This window comes from Nonomuraea sp. NPDC004186, from assembly GCF_053603495.1.
The window spans coordinates 141,485-156,771 of the sequence record NZ_JBSGFQ010000013.1 but is presented as its reverse complement, the minus strand read 5'-3'; the positions used below and the strand labels follow the sequence as shown (position 1 = coordinate 156,771).

The window sequence follows — 15,287 nt, the reverse complement described above, 5'->3', positions numbered from 1 at the left end:
GTCAGCGCAGCCGCCGCAACAGCGGCGAGGGCGGCTTCTCACAGGGCGCCAACCGGATTCGGGCGTCCACTGTGGCGGTGCCTCCTGGTGTGACGATGACCGGGTTGAGGTCGAGCTCGGCCACCTGCGGCAGGTCTTCGAGCAGCCGGCCGATCCTTACGACCTGATCGGCCAGGGCGGAGACGTCGACGGGCGGTGAACCGCGGTAGCCGTACAGGACCGGGGCGCAGCGCAGCTCGCCGATCATGTCGAGGGCGTCGGTGATGGGCGGCACCCGGAAGGCGCGGTCGGCCAACAGATCGGCCATCACCCCGCCCATGCCGACCATGACCAGCGGACCGAACGCCGGGTAGTTGACACCGCCGACGATGATCTCCACGCCTCCGGACAGCATGCGCTGGACGATCGCCCCTGCCATCTCCACGCCGATACGTGCCGACATGTCGTGATACGCCTGCCGTACGTCATCCGGCGTCTGGAGATTCAGCCGCACCCCGCCGACGTCGCTCTTGTGTACGGGACCTGTGGCCTTGAGCACGGCGGGCAGCCCGATGCGTGAGGCCGCCGCGGCGGCGGCCTCAGGGCCGTCCACGTCGAGGGACTCCACCGGCGTCACGCCGTAGCAGGAGAGCAGCCGGGCCGTGTCGGCGGGGGAGAGCCAGCCGCCGTCCGGGCGCGCCTTCAACTCCGCGTGGACGATCTCCCGGGCGGTCTTTTCGTCGGCTGGCGGGGGTACGGGAACGGGTTCGACGGGTCGACTGCGCCATTCGGCGTAACGCACGGCGTGGGCCAGGGCCTGGACGGCCTGTTCGGGGAAGGCGTAGCTGGGCACGCGGCCGTCGATCAGGCCGTCGTGGCCGATGACGCAGGCCAGTACGGTCTTGGCCGATCTCTTGGTGGCGTCCGCGATGGCCTGGCGGGTCGTCTCCAGTCCGTCCCCGAACGGCGGGGTGTAGACGACGAGGACCACGTCGACGTCGGGTGAGGTGGCGAGGGCTTCGACGGCGGCGCCGATCTCGGCGGCGGTGGCGTCGGCGGTCAGGTCGACCGGGTTGCCCAGCGCGGCGGCGGCACGGGCCTCCAGCAGTCCGGGCGGCAGCTCGGGGACGGTCAGGCCGTGGGCCTCGCAGGCGTCGGCGGCCATCGCCTGCGGCCCGCCCGAGTTGCCCACGATGGCCACCCGGCGACCGGTCGGCAACGGCTGGGCGGCCAGCAGTTTGGCGACGTCGATCAGCTCGTGCACGCTGTCGAGCCGGATCACGCCGGCGGCCCGGGTGAGCGCGTCCACCGCCACGTCCGGGGTGGCTGCGGCGGCGGTGTGCGAGCGCACCGCCCGGCCGCCGGCCTCGCCGCGGCCGCTCTTGACCAGCAGCACCGGCTTGCGCTTGCCGACCCGGCGGGCGATACGGGCGAACCTGCGCGGGTTGCCGAACGACTCCAGATACAACGCGATCACGCCGGTGTCGTCGTCGTCCTCCCAGTATTCGAGCAGGTCGTTGCCGCTGACGTCGGCCTTGTTGCCGACCGACACGAACGACGACACGTCCAGCCGGTCCAGCAGCGCCGCCCCCACGGCGCCGGACTGCGACATCAGCGCCACCCGCCCGCGGACGGGCCGATGCGGCAGGAAGCTGGCATTCAGCCAGGCTCCGGTGTTGACCACGCCCAGGCAGTTCGGGCCGATCAGCCGCATCCCGGCCGCACGGCACACCTGCAGCAGTTCCGACTCCGCGTCGCGCTGGCCGGCCTCGGCGAACCCTGAGGTAAGCACCACCAGCCCGGCCACCTCGGCCGCGGCGCAGTCACGCGCCACGTCCAGCACCTGCCGGGCGGGTACTGCCACGACCGCCAGGTCCACGCCGTCGGGCACCTTGGGGTGGCAGGCCAGCCCGGCGATCTCGGTCGCGTTGGGGTTGACGGGATGGATCGGCCCGCAGAAGCCGCCGTCGATGAGGTTGCGCAGTACCTTGTGCCCGATGGCGTGCTCGTCGCGGCTGGCGCCGATCACCGCCACCGAACGCGGTGCCAGCACCCGCGCCAGTGACGCCCGCTCGGCCTCGTGGTCGCGGGCCTCGATGGCCGCCATCAGCCTGGGGGTGGGTTCGGCGGCGATGCTGACGTGCAGCGTGCCGCTCTCGAGGCGCTGCTCCACCTTCAGGCCCAGATCGCGCAGCACCCGGAGCATCGGCCGGTTCTCGGCCAGCACGTCGGCGACCAGCTCGCGCATGCCGTGCTCGGCGGCGTCTACGGCGATGTGTTCCAGCAGCAGCGTGCCCAGGCCATGTCCGTGCACGGCGTCGTCCAGAAGGATGCCCAGGTCGGCACGTCCGTCCTCGATGGGGATGTACTCGGCTATTGCGACCAGGCGACCGTGCAGGCTGGCGACCCGCGCGCGGCCGTCGTACCTGTCACTGGTGATGCGATCGATGTAGGCGTGCGCGGTGTTGCGGCCGCCGGTGAAGAAACGCAGGTAGGCCGATCGCTCCGACGAGCGGTCCACCAGCTCGTGCAGGGCTTCGCGATCGGCGGGGCGGAGCGGGCGCACATGGGCGATGCCGCCATCGCGCAGCAGCACGTCGTATCCGTCAGGCATGCCGGGTCTCCCGTTCAGATGCAGGGCAGCCGCGTGGACCAAGTTCGGCCGTCTAAACCCGACGTTTCCCCATGGAGGGCTCGCCCGGCAGTGCCGTAGGGCCCTCCGGCCAGGGCCGAAGGGCCCCGGCATCTGCCGCCGCGAGAGGCAGCCATGACCAAGGTCCCGGCGGGCCGGGTCACCCGGCCCTAGAGCGGACTTCGGGAATGCTCCGACACTGAGGGTGATGATTCCTTGCCCGCGAAAGGAGCCCGAGGACATGGACCACATCGTGCTCGGCTACGACGGCTCGGACTTCGCAATGCAGGCTCTGGACTGGGCACTGGACGAGGCCGAGCTTCGCAAGCTGCCGCTGACGCTCACACACGCCTGGCAGTGGCCGTACGGCGCTGCGGAGGAGGAGGCCAAGGCCCACCTGCGTAAGGCGGCCGATCACGTGTTGTGGCACGGCGCCGAGTGCGCCCGCTCGACCAGTTCGGGCGTACGCGTCGAGACCGACCTCTACGAAGGCCCTGCAGCTCGGCACCTGGTCGAGCTGTCCAGCGATGCCACGCTCGTCGTGGTGGGCTCCCGCGGGCTGAGCGCGCTGCCCAGAGCCGTCGTCGGCTCGGTGGCCGGATACGTTGCCGCCCATGCCGACTGCCCTGTGATCATCGTACGCGGCCCGGGCCCCCTCCCCGCCCCGACGGATCCAGGCCCGATCGTCATTGCAGACAGCGAGCCGGACGCCTCCGTCTTGGAATTCGCGTTCGGCGAGGCCTCCCTCCGTCAGGTGCCGGTGTCCGCCTCGGTGGACATGACCGAGTGGGCAGAACGCCACCCGGAAGTCCGCATCCACCCGGGCGAGGCTCATGATCACGCGACGCTCATGGTCGTCGGGCGCAAACGCGCCGCTTGGTTCGACGCGGCGGACTCCTTCCTCCAGCACGCTCCCTGCCCTGTGGCGGTGGTGTCCGAGGGATGATTCTCAGACGCTCACCAAGGTTGGTCGGCAGCAGCCACGTCCGTCCGCAACAACGCATGGCCAAGAATTCGACCCAGACCAGCGCCGGCCACCATGCCGACCATGTGACGCCGACGATGACGGCGATCAGCTTCCTCCATGCGGATTGCTCGAGCAGCCAATAACCCCGTCGTCCGGCGCGAGAGGTCGTACTGGCCGCTGCGTGGCCGTGAGCCGCTCCGATGGGCTACAGCGTGTGTCGATGGGCTGCGGGCTCGCGTTCGTCGCCGCAGGACCCGAGCCCGCGCCGCGGTGCTGGGCCCGCGCTGGCCGAGACCGCTGCGCGGATCACCGCTGCACGATGACCTCGCGGCCGCTCGAGATGATCAGTTCTGGGATGAACCGGATCATGACGACGCGGCCACCCTCGCGCACATCGAGTTACGAAATCGCGATCACTGGCCCGCTGGAGCAACCGGCCTGATCACCAGGCGTGACCACTTCACGGACTTTGATCCAGACCCACTTGTCACCGACAGAACCAGAGGTGAGAAGGACGGCAGCACCGCGGTGGTGATCTCGTGGCCGGCGTCGGAGAAGAAGCTGGCCATGCCGACCCCCCGCCACCCCGGGCGTCAGCCACCGATCCTGTGGAGTGTCGCCGCCCTCTGCCTCTGCCGCGTCGTCGGTGTCGTCCTGGTCGGGTCTCAAGCGCGTGCTCTTTCAGGCGTCGCGGAATCCAAGGGGGCGATCGTGGCCGGTTACGACGAGAGTCATCCGGTGAAGGCGCGGGCCAGGGCCAGCCCGCACACGCCGCCGCCCAGCCCAGCCGCCGCACTCGTGATGACGTTGGCCAGCGCGGCGACGCGCGCTCCCTCCTGCGCCAGCCGCAGCGTTTCGTAGCTGAAGGTGGAGTAGGTGGTCAGCGCGCCGCAGAACCCGATGCCGGCGGCGGCCATCACCAGCGTGGCGGCGGGCAGCGCCACCAGGAAACCCAGGAGCGCCGACCCGGCGATGTTGATGGTAAAGGTGCCCCACGGGAACAGGGTGTCGTGGCGAGCCTGGACGGTGCGATCGGCCAGGTAGCGCAGTGGTGCGCCGATCGCGGCGCCAAGCGCCACCAGCAGCACGGCCGTCACGACCGGCCGCCGTCGTCAGTGGGGACGGGACGGCCGACATAGCGGATCACCTCGACCTGGTCCAGGATGACCAGTCCTTCAGTGACCAGTTCGTCCAACTGAGGCAGGAAGGCGCGGATCTTGTCCCCGGCGTCCACGATGACGATCGCCAGCGGCAGGTCTTCTGACAACGACAGGATGCGGGTGGTGTGGATGCGGTTGGAGGCGCCGTAGCCTTCCATTCCGCGAAAGACACTGGCGCCGGCCAGGCCGGCGACGTGCGCCCGGTGCACGATCTCGTGATAGAGCGGACGGTGATGCCAGGTGTCGGAGTCGCCGACGAACACGGTCAACCGAAGCGCGGAACCTTGCAGCTTCATGCCTGCCTCCTGCCGGCGGCCCGGCGGGCCACGGATCGAGTGGCCACGCTGCCCGCCCAGACGGCTGTCAACGCCAGGACCGGAGTGGCCACCAGGTACAGCAGCGCGGTACGCGGCGCGCCAGCCATCAGCAGTTGGCCGACGTCGACGATGTAGGTGGAGAAGGTGGTGAATCCGCCCAGCACTCCGACGCCCAGCAACGGCCGTACCCACGCGGGCGCGTCCCAGATCTCGGTGATGGCCACCATGAGCACCCCGATCAGCAGGCAGCCGGCCACATTGATGGCGAACGTCGCCCACGGAAACCCTGCCGGCGGACGTGGGAAGGCCACCCCCAGTCCATAGCGCGCCAGCGCGCCCAGCACGCCCCCCAGCGAGATCACCGCCAGCGTTGTCCACGGGGCACGGCGCAGCTCCACGCGTTGAGTGAGCACGTGCAGGTCGACGTCGGCGTCGACGGGACGACCTATATCAGGACGGGGCACGATCAACCTCCTACCAGGATGACGACATCACATCTGGCAGGGACCGTTGGCGGCGTGAAACCACGGTTACCCGCCGCCGGATGGCAGCGAGGCGGTGGGCCCCACCACCGCGATCCCCCATGGGGAGACACGGCGAGTATACCGATCAGCCACATCCTGGCTGGTACCCGCCCTCCGGCCTCGGCCCTGGCGAGCGCGCCTCGGCGCGGCGTCCTGCCTCCTGCTGAGACGGTTACCACCTCACGGGTGTGCAGGGGCCGGGACGAACGCGCTCTGCTAGGCGGGGCCGTCGACCGGGGTGTCGGCCTGTAGGGCGGTGATGGCCTGCTGCCGGTTGGGGCACTGATCGAGGTAGTTGAGCAGCCCCGCGCGGTGGAGGAGCCTGCGCAGGTTGTCGGGAACGCCGACCGCGACGATGCGTCCTTGCTCGCGGTGGCGTTGCCTGCGCAGCAGGTGGGCGACGCTGTGGATGGCGGCCGATCCGGGCCGGACGAGGCCGCTCACGTCGACGATCAGGCACGGGAAGCCAGCCGGGCTGTCGGCCATCTGGTTGATGCGCCGGCTCAGTTCCTCAGCGTCGTCCCAGCTGATGTGCCCGGCGATCGTCATGACCGTGTAGCCGGGTTCGACGTCGATGGTCATCTGCATGTCAGGTGTCTTTCGGTGGCGTGGTGCCGGCATCGCGCCCTCGGCGGGGTTCTGCGGCGTCTCAACTGGCCGGCGCTGGCCGGTGGCGGGTTGGGCGGGCGGGTTGCTGATTCAGCGGGCCTGCCGTTCGGCGGCGGCCGACAGCGCTGCGCGAAGCGCCTCATCGAGGCTGACGTACACGGGCAGGTGGTCGGCCAGCCCGGAGATCTCCAGCAGCCGGGCGGGCATGGCCGCGGGTGCGGCTAAGTGGACCGCCCCGCCCATGCGCACGCTGAGGGTGTGGGTCTGGACCAGGACGCGAAGTCCGCAGCTGTCGACGAAGCGTGCCTGGGACAGGTCGAAGACCACCTGGTCGGGCAGGCGTTGGCGGTGCTGCTGGATGTAGGCCTCCAGTTGGTGGTGGTTGTGGGCGTCCAGCTCCCCCTCGACGGCGATCACGGTCACGCCGGGCAGATGCTGGTGCGAGAGCAGCAGCGGCATGCTCACCTGAGCTCTCCCTCATCGCGTTCGGTCCTGGGCCGTTGGCTCGGGGTGGCCGGCGCTCGTGGTGGCCGATGCCGTCAGGACGGGCTGCGGGTCACTGGCCACCTACCTCCTTACGCTATCGTAATTGCGAAGATGCGTAATTGCTTCGAGCGTGGTTCGCGGGCTGTGTCGCGCGGGCGGATGAGAGGTGCGGGTGAGCACGGTGTTTGCTGCTGCGGTGCGGGAACGGGCCGGCCTGGCCTGGCAGGCGCTGCAGGCCGCCCGCGACGATGATGACGCGCACGCGGTGCTGGTGGCCGAGGCCGAGTGGGAGGATGCCTGGCGGCTGGCCCAGGCGCACGGGATCGCCATCGAGCAGGGCCGGTCCGGCCCTCAGGGGGAGGCGGGGGCGTGATGTCGGTACCGCTGTATGAGGCCAAGGCCGAGCTGTTTCGGCTGCTGGGCCATCCGGTACGGATCCGGGTGCTGGAGCTGCTGCAGGACGGGCCGATGCCGGTGCGGGAGCTGCTGGCCGAGATCGATGTGGAGCCGACCGGGCTGTCGCAGCATCTAGCGGTGCTGCGCCGGTCAGGCATGGTCACCGCGCAGCGCGAGGGAACCACCATGGTCTACGCGCTGGCCGGCGGCCGGGTGGCCGGGCTGCTGCGCGCCGCCCGCGAGTTGCTGGCCGAGAAGCTGTCCGGGCAGCACGAGTTGCTCAGCGAGCTGCTGGAGGACAAAGCCGGAAGCGGCGCCTTGTGATCCTGTTGACCTCGGCGGGCTGGGCCCGCCTGCGCGCCCTGCTGATCGCCCGCGCCGACCTGGCCGCCGGCCAGCGCCCACGCCGGGACCTGCCGGCCAGGCTGACGGTGGCGACCGTGGCAGTGCGCGATCTGGCCGCCGCCGAGGTCGAGGCGTCCACCACGTCGCAGCATGTGTGCGTGTTGCGCGCGGCCGGGGTGGTGACGGCGACCCGGGAGGGCGGGGCCGTGCTGTACGCGCTCGGCAGCCGTGAGGTGGTCGAGCGCGTGGGCGCGGCCCGGCGGCTGCTGAGCGAGGTGTTGGCCGATCCGAGCGGGCCCCTGGCCGAGTTGCGGCAGCCACCGCATCACCCCCGACCCGGGTGATCTTCTGCTGATCGTCGGGGTATTGGCTGGTGAGCGGTGGAGAGGCAACGATGGGGTTGTGGCGGAAGATCGTCAAGACGGGCCGGGTGGCCGAGCCCGCGCCGGAGCGCGAACCAGGTGAGCCCTGTGCGAAGGCTGCGGAGCTCGCCGGATCGGTGCAGATCAGGCATGTGGATGCGGGTTCGTGCAACGGGTGCGAGGTGGAGATCGCCTCGGCGTTCGGCCCGGTGTACGACGCCGAGCGATACGGCGCGCGGCTGGTGGCCTCACCTCGGCATGCGGACGCCCTGCTGGTGACCGGGCCGGTGACCCACAACATGGAGGTGGCGCTGCGCCGCACCCATGACGCGGTTACTGAGCCGCGGCTGGTGATCGCGCTGGGTGACTGCGCGCGTAACTGCGGGGTGTTCGCCGAAGCGTATGGGGTGGCCGGGGCGGTGAGCGACGTGGTGCCGGTGGATGTGGAGGTGCCGGGGTGCCCGCCGGAGCCTGAGGTGATCGTGGCGGCGTTGCGAGGGCTGACCGACCGATGAACCTGGTCGGCACGCTGTACGTGGTGGCGCTGTCCGGCTGCGCGGTCGCCGCGCTGGCCGCCTTGCTGGCTCCGCCACGGGCGCGGCTGCATCTGGCGGGCTGGTGCACGGCAGGCGCGGGCGGGTTGGGAGTGGCGGCGGGTGTGGCGGCCGTGGCTGGCGATGGGGCCGGAGGTGGGGCCGGTCAGGGCTGGTCGGCCTGGCTGCCGGAGCTGCTGCCGCTGGCCGGGATACGACTGACGGTCGACCCTCTGGGCGGGGTGTTCGTCGCGGTCACCGGGCTGGTGGCGGTGTGCGCGGCGATCTACGGGATCGGCTACTGCGCTCATGGCCTGGACGGTCGCGTGTTCCAGTCCGTGCTGCCGCTGTTCGTGGCGGCCATGCTCATGGTGCCCGCCGCGGCCAGTGTGAGCACGTTCCTGCTCGCCTGGGAGCTGATGGCCGTGTCGTCGCTGCTGCTGGTGCTGGCCGAGCACCGGCGGCGAGCGGCGGTGGGGCGGGCCGGGCTGTGGTACGCGGTCATGACCCATCTTGGCCTGGTGACGATCCTGGCCGGGTTGGTCGCGTTCGCCGCCGGGGCCGATGGGGAGAGCTTTGAGCAGTTGCGTGCCGCTGAGCTGTCGCCGGGCGTGAAGAGCGTCGTGTTCCTGGCGACGTTCGCCGGGTTCGCTTCCAAGGCCGGCATCGTGCCGCTGCACGTGTGGCTGCCGCGGGCGCATCCGGAGGCGCCGAGCCACGTCTCGGCCCTGATGAGCGCGGCGATGGTGAACATGGGTGCCTATGGCGTCGTCCGGGTCGGGCTGGATCTGCTGGGTGGCGGGCCGGCCTGGTGGTGGCTGCTGGTGCTGGCGGCCGGCGCGGCGTCGGCGCTGTTCGGGATCTTGCAGGCGGTGGTGGCCTCGGATCTGAAGCGACTGCTGGGCTACTCCACGACGGAGAACCTGGGCCTGGTGCTGGTCGGGGTAGGCGCGGCGGGTTTCTTCGCCGCGTCCAAGCTTCCGGTGCTGGCGACGTTGGCGCTGGCCGCGGCGCTGCTGCACGTGGTCAACCACGCCGCGTTCAAGACCGTGTTGTTCCTGTCGGCGGGCTCGGTGCTGCACGCGACGGGCACCCGTGATCTGGACGCGCTGGGCGGGCTGCGCACGCGGCTGCCGTACACCACCGTCATGTTCGCGGTCGGCGCGTTGTGCGCCTCGGCGCTGCCGCCCGGCAACGCCTTCGTCAGCGAGTGGCTGCTGCTGCAGAGTCTGATCCATGCCCTGCCCGGTTCCGGGGTGGCGGGTGCGGTGACGATGCCGCTGGCCGTGGGGGTGATCGCGTTGTCGGCGGGTCTTGCGGTCGCCACGTTCGTCAAGGCGTTCGGCGTGGGTTTCCTGGCCCGGCCGCGCAGCGCGGAGGCCGAGCGGGCCAGTGAGAGCCCGCCGGCCATGCTCGGCGCGATGGCGCTCGCGGCGGCGGGCTGCGTGGCCTTGGCGCTGGCCCCCACGCTGGTCGTGCCCGCGCTCGGCCGGGCGGTCGGCGTGGTGTTCCCGGGACGGGACGTGGTCAGCGGGGAACTGACGCTGCGGCTGGCGGGGGTGGCGGGGATGATCTCGCCGCTGCTGATCGCCGTCGCCCTGGTGCTCGCCGTCGTGGCCGTGCTCGGCCTGGTACGGGTGACGGCGACGCGGCGGGCCCGGCGCGCCGCCCGGCTGTGGGATTGCGGCGCGGGACCCATGTCGGCCCGGATGGAGTACACCGCGACGTCGTTCGCCGAGCCGTTGCAGCGGGTCTTCGACGACGTGCTGGCCCCCGAAAGCGATGTGGACGTCACTCCGGTGAAGGAGTCGGCCTACTTGGTGGAACGCGTGCGCTTCCAGGCGCGGGTGCCGGACCGGATCGAGCACCGGCTCTACGATCCGCTGATCGCCGCCGTGTCGGCCGTCGGGCGTGGCGCCCGCGCCCTGGCCACCGGCAGCGTGCACCGCTATCTCAGCTACGGGTTCTGGGCGCTGACCGCGGCGCTGATCGTCTTGGTGGTGCTGTGGTGACGGGCGTGATCGGAGCGGTGCTCCAGGTGATCGTCGTCGGGGTCGGCTCGCCGCTGCTGGTCGGGGTGATGCGGCAGGTCCGCGCCCGGCTGGAGGGACGCGCCGGGGCGGGGATCGGGCAGCCGTGGCGGGATCTGCGCAAGCTGATGCGCAAACAGGCGATCACCCCGCACGGCACCGGCTGGGTGTTCCGCGCCGCGCCGCTGCTGTTGGCCGGCACCGCGCTGGTGGTGGCCGCGGTGGTGCCGCTGGTGACGACGGCCTCGCCGCTGGACGGTGTCGCCGACCTGTTCGCGGTGACCGCGCTGCTGGCGCTGGGGTCGGTGGCGCTCGCACTGGGCGCCCTGGACACCGGGACGGCGTTCGGCGGGATGGGCGCCAGCCGGGAGATGACCGTGCTGGCCCTGGTGGAGCCGACGATCCTGGTGTCGGTGTTCGCGCTGTCGATCAGGGTCGGCTCCACCAGCCTGGGGGCGATCGTGGCGGCGACGGTGGAGAATCCGCTGTCGGTGATCTCGCCGGTGAGCGTGCTGGCCGCGGTCGCGCTGGCGATCGTCACGATCGCGGAGACCGGCCGGATCCCGGTGGACAATCCGTCCACGCATCTGGAGCTGACGATGATCCACGAGGCGATGGTGCTGGAGTACGCCGGCCCGGACTTGGCGCTGGTCGAGTGGGCATCGGCGATGCGGCTGTCGGTGCTGCTGGGCCTGCTGGCCAGCCTGTTCTTCCCGCTGGGGATCGCGACCACGGACGGGGGCGTTCTGGCCCTGCTGGTGTCGGTGACCGCGCTCACGGGGAAGGTGGCGCTGCTGGGGGTGCTGCTGGCGGTCGGTGAGGTGTTCATGGCCAAGCTGCGGTTGTTCCGTGTTCCGGAGCTGCTGGCCGGTTCGTTCCTGTTGGCGCTGCTGTCCGTGGCCGCTTCCTTCTTCCTGGCGTGAACATGGGCGTGGACATGACTGATGCGATGTACATCCAGCTGCTGGACCTGGCCTGCGGGGCGTTCCTGCTCACGGGCGTGCTGGTGCTGTGGCGGCGCGAGTTGTCGGCGATCGTGTGGCTGTTCGCCTTGCAAGGAGTGGCCCTGACCGCGCTGGCCGTCGTCCTGGGGGTCCAGCAGGCAGACCTCGAGCTGATCCTGATCGGTCTCGGGGTGGGCGCCTTGCGCGCCGGGCTGCTGCCGTACCTGATGCGCCGCGCGCTCGTCGCCGGCGGCGAGGGCCGCGAGACGCAGCCGCTGGTCAACGTGGCGACCTCGCTACTGGTGGCGGCGGTGCTCGCGATGCTGGCCTACGCGGTCTCCCAACCGCTGGTACGGCTGTCGCCTACGCTGGCCACGCAGGCCGTGCCGATCGCGCTGACCGTGCTGCTGATCGGGTTCTTCGTCCTGGTGACCCGGCGGCGGGCGCTGTCGCAGCTGGTGGGATTCCTGCTGATGGACAACGCCATCACCGCCACCGCGTTCCTGACCACCAGCGGGGTCCCGCTCGTCGTCGAGCTCGGGATCTCCCTGGACATCCTGCTGGCCGTCCTGGTGCTGCAGGTGCTGACCACTCGGATGCGAGCCGCGTTCGGCGGCACCGACCTCGACGAGCTGCGGGAGTTGCACGACTGATGGACAGCCTGCTGGTGATCGCTCCGGTCGCGGTGCCCGTAGCCGCCGCGTGCGCGTACGCCGTGCTCGGCTGGAACCGCACCACGGCCTGGCTGGGCGCGCTGTCCGCGGCCGGGCTGCTGGCCTGCGCCATCGCGCTGGCAGCGGCGGGCCGGCGCGACGCGCTCAGCGGGCTGCTACTCAGCGACGCGCTGAGCGCGTTCATACTGCTCGTGATCGGCGCGGTCGCGCTGCTGGCGATGGCCGCCAGCCCCGCCTACCTGGCGGCCGAGCACGCCGCCGGGCACACCGGCCCGCGCGCGATGCGCCGCTACGGGATACTGACCCAGTCCTTCATCGCCGCGATGGCGCTCGCCGTCCTGGCCTCCAGCCTGGGCCTGCTGTGGGTCGCCATCGAGGCCACCACCATCCTGACTGCCTTCCTGGTCGGTCACCGGCGCACCCGCCAGGCCACCGAGGCCGCGTGGAAATACGTGGTCATCTGCTCGGTCGGCATCGCGCTCGCGCTGCTCGGCATCGTCATGGTCCACTACGCCGGCACCCACGCCGGCGTGGCCTCCCTGGACTGGGCGGTGCTGGCCGAGCACGCGGGCCGGCTCGACCCCGGCGTGATGCGCATCGCGGTCATGCTGCTCGTGCTCGGGTTCGGCACCAAGGCCGGGCTGGCGCCGATGCACGCCTGGCTGCCGGATGCGCACAGCCAGGCCCCGGCTCCGGTGTCGGCGCTGATGTCGGGGGTGCTGCTGTCGGTAGCCTTCTACGCCATCCTGCGCGTCAAGGTCATCGCCGACGTGGCGCTCGGCGCCGGGTTCACCCGGGCCCTGCTCGTCATCGTGGCGCTGGCCTCCCTGGCCGTGGCCGCGTCGCTGCTGCTCGGCCAGCGCGACTACAAGCGGCTGCTGGCCTATTCCAGCATCGAGCACATGGGCCTGCTCGCCCTCGGCGCGGCGATCGGCAACACCCTCGCCCTGGTCGCCGTCCTGCTGCACATTCTCGGGCATGGGCTCGGCAAGTCGGTGTTGTTCCTGTCTGCCGGGCAGCTGCACCAGGCGCTCGGCAGCAGCCGGATCCACGCGGTACGCGGCCTCATAGCCAGGGCGCCGATACTTGCCGGGGCGTTCGCGTTGGGGCTGCTGGCCTTGCTCGGCCTGCCGCCGTTCAGCCTGTTCGCCAGCGAGCTGGGTATCGCGCGGGCGGGTTTTGCCGCCGGGCTGGGCTGGGCGATCGCGGCGGCTCTGGTGCTGATGCTGGTCATCGTGGCGGCCATCGGCCGCCACAGCCGGCGGATGCTGCTGGGCGGCGGGGCGGGCGAGGCCATCGCGTTGCCGCGCAGCGTGGCCGCCCCGCTGGTCGCGGGCCTGGCCGCCTGCGCCGTCCTGGGCATCACTCTCGGGCCGCTGCACTCCTTGCTGCAGGCCGCCGCCACCATCGCCGGAGCGACCCCATGAGCATGCGCACCATCGCCGACATCAGCCCCGGCGAGTTGCCCGAGCACGCTGCCCGGCTGCTGGCCGACGGCCACCGGCTGGCGCTGGTCTCCGCACGCCAGGAGGCCGGCGGGTTCGGCCTGGCGTACCTGTTCGTCGCCGGCGGTCCGGACCGCCGTACCGAGCTGCACCTCCGCCTCCCCCTCGATCGACCGGCCGTGCCCAGCCTCGCCCACCTGTCCTTCCCCGCGGGGAGGTTCGAGCGGGAGATCCGCGACCTGTACGGGATCACCCCGCTCGATCACCCGCTCCCCCGGCGGCTGGTGCGCCACCACCACTGGCCGCGCGGCTGGTACCCGATGCGCGCCGATGCCGGGCCGCCGCCCTCCTTCGGCGACCCCGAAGGGCCTTATCCGTTCGTCACCGTGGAGGGCCAGGGCGTCTATGAGATCCCCGTCGGACCCGTCCACGCCGGCCTCATCGAACCGGGGCATTTCCGCTTCTCCGTGGTCGGCGAGACCATCATCAAGCTGAAGGCCAGGCTTTGGTTCGTGCACAAGGGCATCGAGAAGCTCTTCGAGGGCCGCCACCCCGCCGACGGGCTGGAACTGGCCGAGCGCGTCAGTGGCGACACCTCCGTCGGCCACGCGCTCGCCTACTGCCTGGCCGTGGAGGAGGCCACCCAGACTCCGGTCAGCGGGCGGGCGCAGCGGGACCGGGCCGTGCTGCTGGAGCTGGAACGCCTCTACAACCACGTCACCGACCTGGGCGCGCTCTGCAACGACGTGGCCTTCGCCATCCTGCACGCGCAGGCCGGGCGGATCCGCGAACAGCTCCTTCGGATCAACACCGAGGTCACCGGGCACCGGCTGCTGCGCGGCGGCGTCCGCCTCGGCGGCGCCGACCTGCGGACCCTCCCCGACCCCGATCGGCTGCACGCCATCGGCACGGACGTGGCCGCGATCGTCGAACTCGCCCTTGGGCATACCGTGGTCGCCGACCGCTTCGCCGGTACCGCTGTCCTGTCCGGCGACGCCGCCTGCGACCTCGGCACGCTCGGCTACGTGGCCCGGGCCAGCGGCCTGGACCTCGACGCCCGCCGCGACCACCCGTTCGCCGACCTCGGCGAATTCATCCCCGCCCGCCGCACGAGCGGGGACGTGCTGGCCCGCTTCCAGATCCGGGCCGAGGAGATCGCCACGTCCATCGCCTTGATCACCCATCTGGTCCACAAGCCTGACGCGACGCTGGCGGACCGGCCTGCGGTCGAACGATCCTCCTCGGGGGCCGGGCTCGTCGAGGGCTGGCGCGGCACGATCGCCCACCGCATCGAGCTCGCACCCGACGGAACGCTCACCCGCGTGAAGATCGTCGATCCGTCCTTCTTCAACTGGCCCGCGCTCCCGGTGGCGCTCAACAGCGCGATCGTCCCCGACTTTCCCCTGGTCAACAAGAGCTTCAACCTGTCCTACGCGGGCAACGACCTGTGACCCTCCCATACGGCCCCGGACTCCTGCCTCTGTCCCCGGGGAAAGGTAGCTGTGCGTGATCCTCAGGCCGTGCCGTCCACCTCGGCGAGAATGCCGTACACGGTGGCGACCGAAGGGCGCTTGCTCACATTTCTGAGAATACAAACAGTCACGTGCATTACACAGAGCAACATTGCGTCCAGTCGCAGCGACCCGAGAGGTGAGCCGTCTCCGCGGGGGAGCGCTGGGCGCGTTGGCGCTTCGTCGCGCAGCATGATCGAGCCCCACCGGGCAGGACATCGACGTCGGCCTGGCGCGCCTGGGCGAGACGTTGGGCCGGTTCCGTCCCCTCGATCCGAACATCTCACCGCAGCGTGCGAGACGACATCGCTTGTAGCCCCCGCTCGGGCGAAGGAGGGTGCTTGTATGCGGCGCGATCCGCACGGCGGATGAT

General features: G+C 71.1%; 16 protein-coding genes. 10 read left to right on the top strand and 6 right to left on the bottom strand.

What is annotated here, in order from left to right; genetic code table 11:
• Position 1 precedes the first annotated feature (1 nt).
• Entirely contained in the window at positions 2-2,593 is a 2,592-nt protein-coding gene (locus ACWEPL_RS13905) for a GNAT family N-acetyltransferase (protein ID WP_452436319.1), read from the bottom strand.
• A gap of 259 nt (positions 2,594-2,852) precedes the next feature.
• Between ACWEPL_RS13905 and ACWEPL_RS13900 the strand changes: the two genes are divergently transcribed.
• Complete coding sequence (locus ACWEPL_RS13900; protein WP_452436318.1) at positions 2,853-3,557, top strand: universal stress protein; 705 nt, start codon at positions 2,853-2,855, stop codon at positions 3,555-3,557.
• Between the two features lie 752 nt (positions 3,558-4,309).
• On the opposite strand, the gene ACWEPL_RS13895 is transcribed toward ACWEPL_RS13900, so the two are convergent.
• The 5 genes from ACWEPL_RS13895 to ACWEPL_RS13875 form a co-directional block, all read right to left on the bottom strand.
• Positions 4,310-4,675 carry a fluoride efflux transporter FluC gene (locus ACWEPL_RS13895; protein WP_452436317.1) on the bottom strand — a complete coding sequence of 122 codons (366 nt, stop codon included), beginning with the start codon at positions 4,673-4,675 and terminating at the stop codon, positions 4,310-4,312.
• Entirely contained in the window at positions 4,672-5,034 is a 363-nt protein-coding gene (locus ACWEPL_RS13890) for a DUF190 domain-containing protein (RefSeq protein WP_452436316.1), read from the bottom strand. The genes ACWEPL_RS13895 and ACWEPL_RS13890 overlap by 4 nt, the downstream gene beginning before the upstream one ends.
• Positions 5,031-5,519 carry a fluoride efflux transporter CrcB gene (gene crcB / locus ACWEPL_RS13885; RefSeq protein ID WP_452436315.1) on the bottom strand — a complete coding sequence of 163 codons (489 nt, stop codon included), beginning with the start codon at positions 5,517-5,519 and terminating at the stop codon, positions 5,031-5,033. Before crcB ends, ACWEPL_RS13890 begins: the two co-directional genes overlap by 4 nt.
• A gap of 276 nt (positions 5,520-5,795) precedes the next feature.
• Positions 5,796-6,167 (bottom strand): STAS domain-containing protein, encoded by a 372-nt coding sequence (locus ACWEPL_RS13880; RefSeq protein ID WP_452436314.1) that lies wholly within the window; start codon positions 6,165-6,167, stop codon positions 5,796-5,798.
• Between the two features lie 111 nt (positions 6,168-6,278).
• Positions 6,279-6,647, bottom strand: a complete 369-nt coding sequence (locus ACWEPL_RS13875; RefSeq protein ID WP_452436338.1) for an STAS domain-containing protein — start codon at positions 6,645-6,647, stop codon at positions 6,279-6,281.
• Between the two features lie 199 nt (positions 6,648-6,846).
• Here ACWEPL_RS13875 and ACWEPL_RS13870 point away from each other — a divergent pair, with 199 nt between their 5' ends.
• From ACWEPL_RS13870 to ACWEPL_RS13830, 9 genes are read left to right on the top strand one after another with little or no spacing between them, the layout of a single operon-like run.
• Positions 6,847-7,047, top strand: a complete 201-nt coding sequence (locus ACWEPL_RS13870) for a hypothetical protein (RefSeq protein WP_452436313.1) — start codon at positions 6,847-6,849, stop codon at positions 7,045-7,047.
• On the top strand, positions 7,047-7,394 hold the full coding sequence (locus ACWEPL_RS13865; RefSeq protein WP_452436312.1) for an ArsR/SmtB family transcription factor: 348 nt from the start codon (positions 7,047-7,049) through the stop codon (positions 7,392-7,394). Before ACWEPL_RS13870 ends, ACWEPL_RS13865 begins: the two co-directional genes overlap by 1 nt.
• Positions 7,391-7,759, top strand: a complete 369-nt coding sequence (locus tag ACWEPL_RS13860) for a helix-turn-helix domain-containing protein (RefSeq protein WP_452436311.1) — start codon at positions 7,391-7,393, stop codon at positions 7,757-7,759. The genes ACWEPL_RS13865 and ACWEPL_RS13860 overlap by 4 nt, the downstream gene beginning before the upstream one ends.
• Positions 7,760-7,809: 50 nt before the next feature.
• On the top strand, positions 7,810-8,292 hold the full coding sequence (locus ACWEPL_RS13855) for an NADH-quinone oxidoreductase subunit B family protein (RefSeq protein WP_452436310.1): 483 nt from the start codon (positions 7,810-7,812) through the stop codon (positions 8,290-8,292).
• On the top strand, positions 8,289-10,322 hold the full coding sequence (locus tag ACWEPL_RS13850; protein ID WP_452436309.1) for a proton-conducting transporter transmembrane domain-containing protein: 2,034 nt from the start codon (positions 8,289-8,291) through the stop codon (positions 10,320-10,322). The genes ACWEPL_RS13855 and ACWEPL_RS13850 overlap by 4 nt, the downstream gene beginning before the upstream one ends.
• Positions 10,319-11,263: a respiratory chain complex I subunit 1 family protein gene (locus ACWEPL_RS13845; RefSeq protein ID WP_452436308.1), complete on the top strand. Its 945-nt coding sequence runs from the start codon at positions 10,319-10,321 to the stop codon at positions 11,261-11,263. Before ACWEPL_RS13850 ends, ACWEPL_RS13845 begins: the two co-directional genes overlap by 4 nt.
• 14 nt (positions 11,264-11,277) lie before the next feature.
• The gene (locus tag ACWEPL_RS13840; protein ID WP_452436307.1) at positions 11,278-11,937 is read left to right on the top strand and encodes a hypothetical protein; all 660 of its coding nucleotides are present in this window, start codon (positions 11,278-11,280) and stop codon (positions 11,935-11,937) included.
• A complete protein-coding gene (locus ACWEPL_RS13835; protein ID WP_452436306.1) occupies positions 11,937-13,385 on the top strand; it encodes a proton-conducting transporter transmembrane domain-containing protein in 1,449 nt (482 codons plus the stop codon). The genes ACWEPL_RS13840 and ACWEPL_RS13835 overlap by 1 nt, the downstream gene beginning before the upstream one ends.
• Positions 13,382-14,854, top strand: coding sequence for a hydrogenase large subunit (locus ACWEPL_RS13830; protein ID WP_452436305.1), 1,473 nt, complete (start codon positions 13,382-13,384; stop codon positions 14,852-14,854). The genes ACWEPL_RS13835 and ACWEPL_RS13830 overlap by 4 nt, the downstream gene beginning before the upstream one ends.
• Positions 14,855-15,287 lie beyond the last annotated feature (433 nt).

What these genes read in the sequence shown, in the direction of transcription:
- ACWEPL_RS13905 (WP_452436319.1), bottom strand. Translation starts at nt 2,593, where the DNA reads ATGCCTGACGGATACGACGTGCTGCTGCGCGATGGCGGCATCGCCCAT.
- ACWEPL_RS13900 (WP_452436318.1), top strand. Translation starts at nt 2,853, where the DNA reads ATGGACCACATCGTGCTCGGCTACGACGGCTCGGACTTCGCAATGCAG.
- ACWEPL_RS13890 (WP_452436316.1), bottom strand. Translation starts at nt 5,034, where the DNA reads ATGAAGCTGCAAGGTTCCGCGCTTCGGTTGACCGTGTTCGTCGGCGAC.
- ACWEPL_RS13880 (WP_452436314.1), bottom strand. Translation starts at nt 6,167, where the DNA reads ATGCAGATGACCATCGACGTCGAACCCGGCTACACGGTCATGACGATC.
- ACWEPL_RS13875 (WP_452436338.1), bottom strand. Translation starts at nt 6,647, where the DNA reads ATGCCGCTGCTGCTCTCGCACCAGCATCTGCCCGGCGTGACCGTGATC.
- ACWEPL_RS13865 (WP_452436312.1), top strand. Translation starts at nt 7,047, where the DNA reads ATGTCGGTACCGCTGTATGAGGCCAAGGCCGAGCTGTTTCGGCTGCTG.
- ACWEPL_RS13855 (WP_452436310.1), top strand. Translation starts at nt 7,810, where the DNA reads ATGGGGTTGTGGCGGAAGATCGTCAAGACGGGCCGGGTGGCCGAGCCC.
- ACWEPL_RS13850 (WP_452436309.1), top strand. Translation starts at nt 8,289, where the DNA reads ATGAACCTGGTCGGCACGCTGTACGTGGTGGCGCTGTCCGGCTGCGCG.
- ACWEPL_RS13840 (WP_452436307.1), top strand. Translation starts at nt 11,278, where the DNA reads ATGACTGATGCGATGTACATCCAGCTGCTGGACCTGGCCTGCGGGGCG.
- ACWEPL_RS13835 (WP_452436306.1), top strand. Translation starts at nt 11,937, where the DNA reads ATGGACAGCCTGCTGGTGATCGCTCCGGTCGCGGTGCCCGTAGCCGCC.
- ACWEPL_RS13830 (WP_452436305.1), top strand. Translation starts at nt 13,382, where the DNA reads ATGAGCATGCGCACCATCGCCGACATCAGCCCCGGCGAGTTGCCCGAG.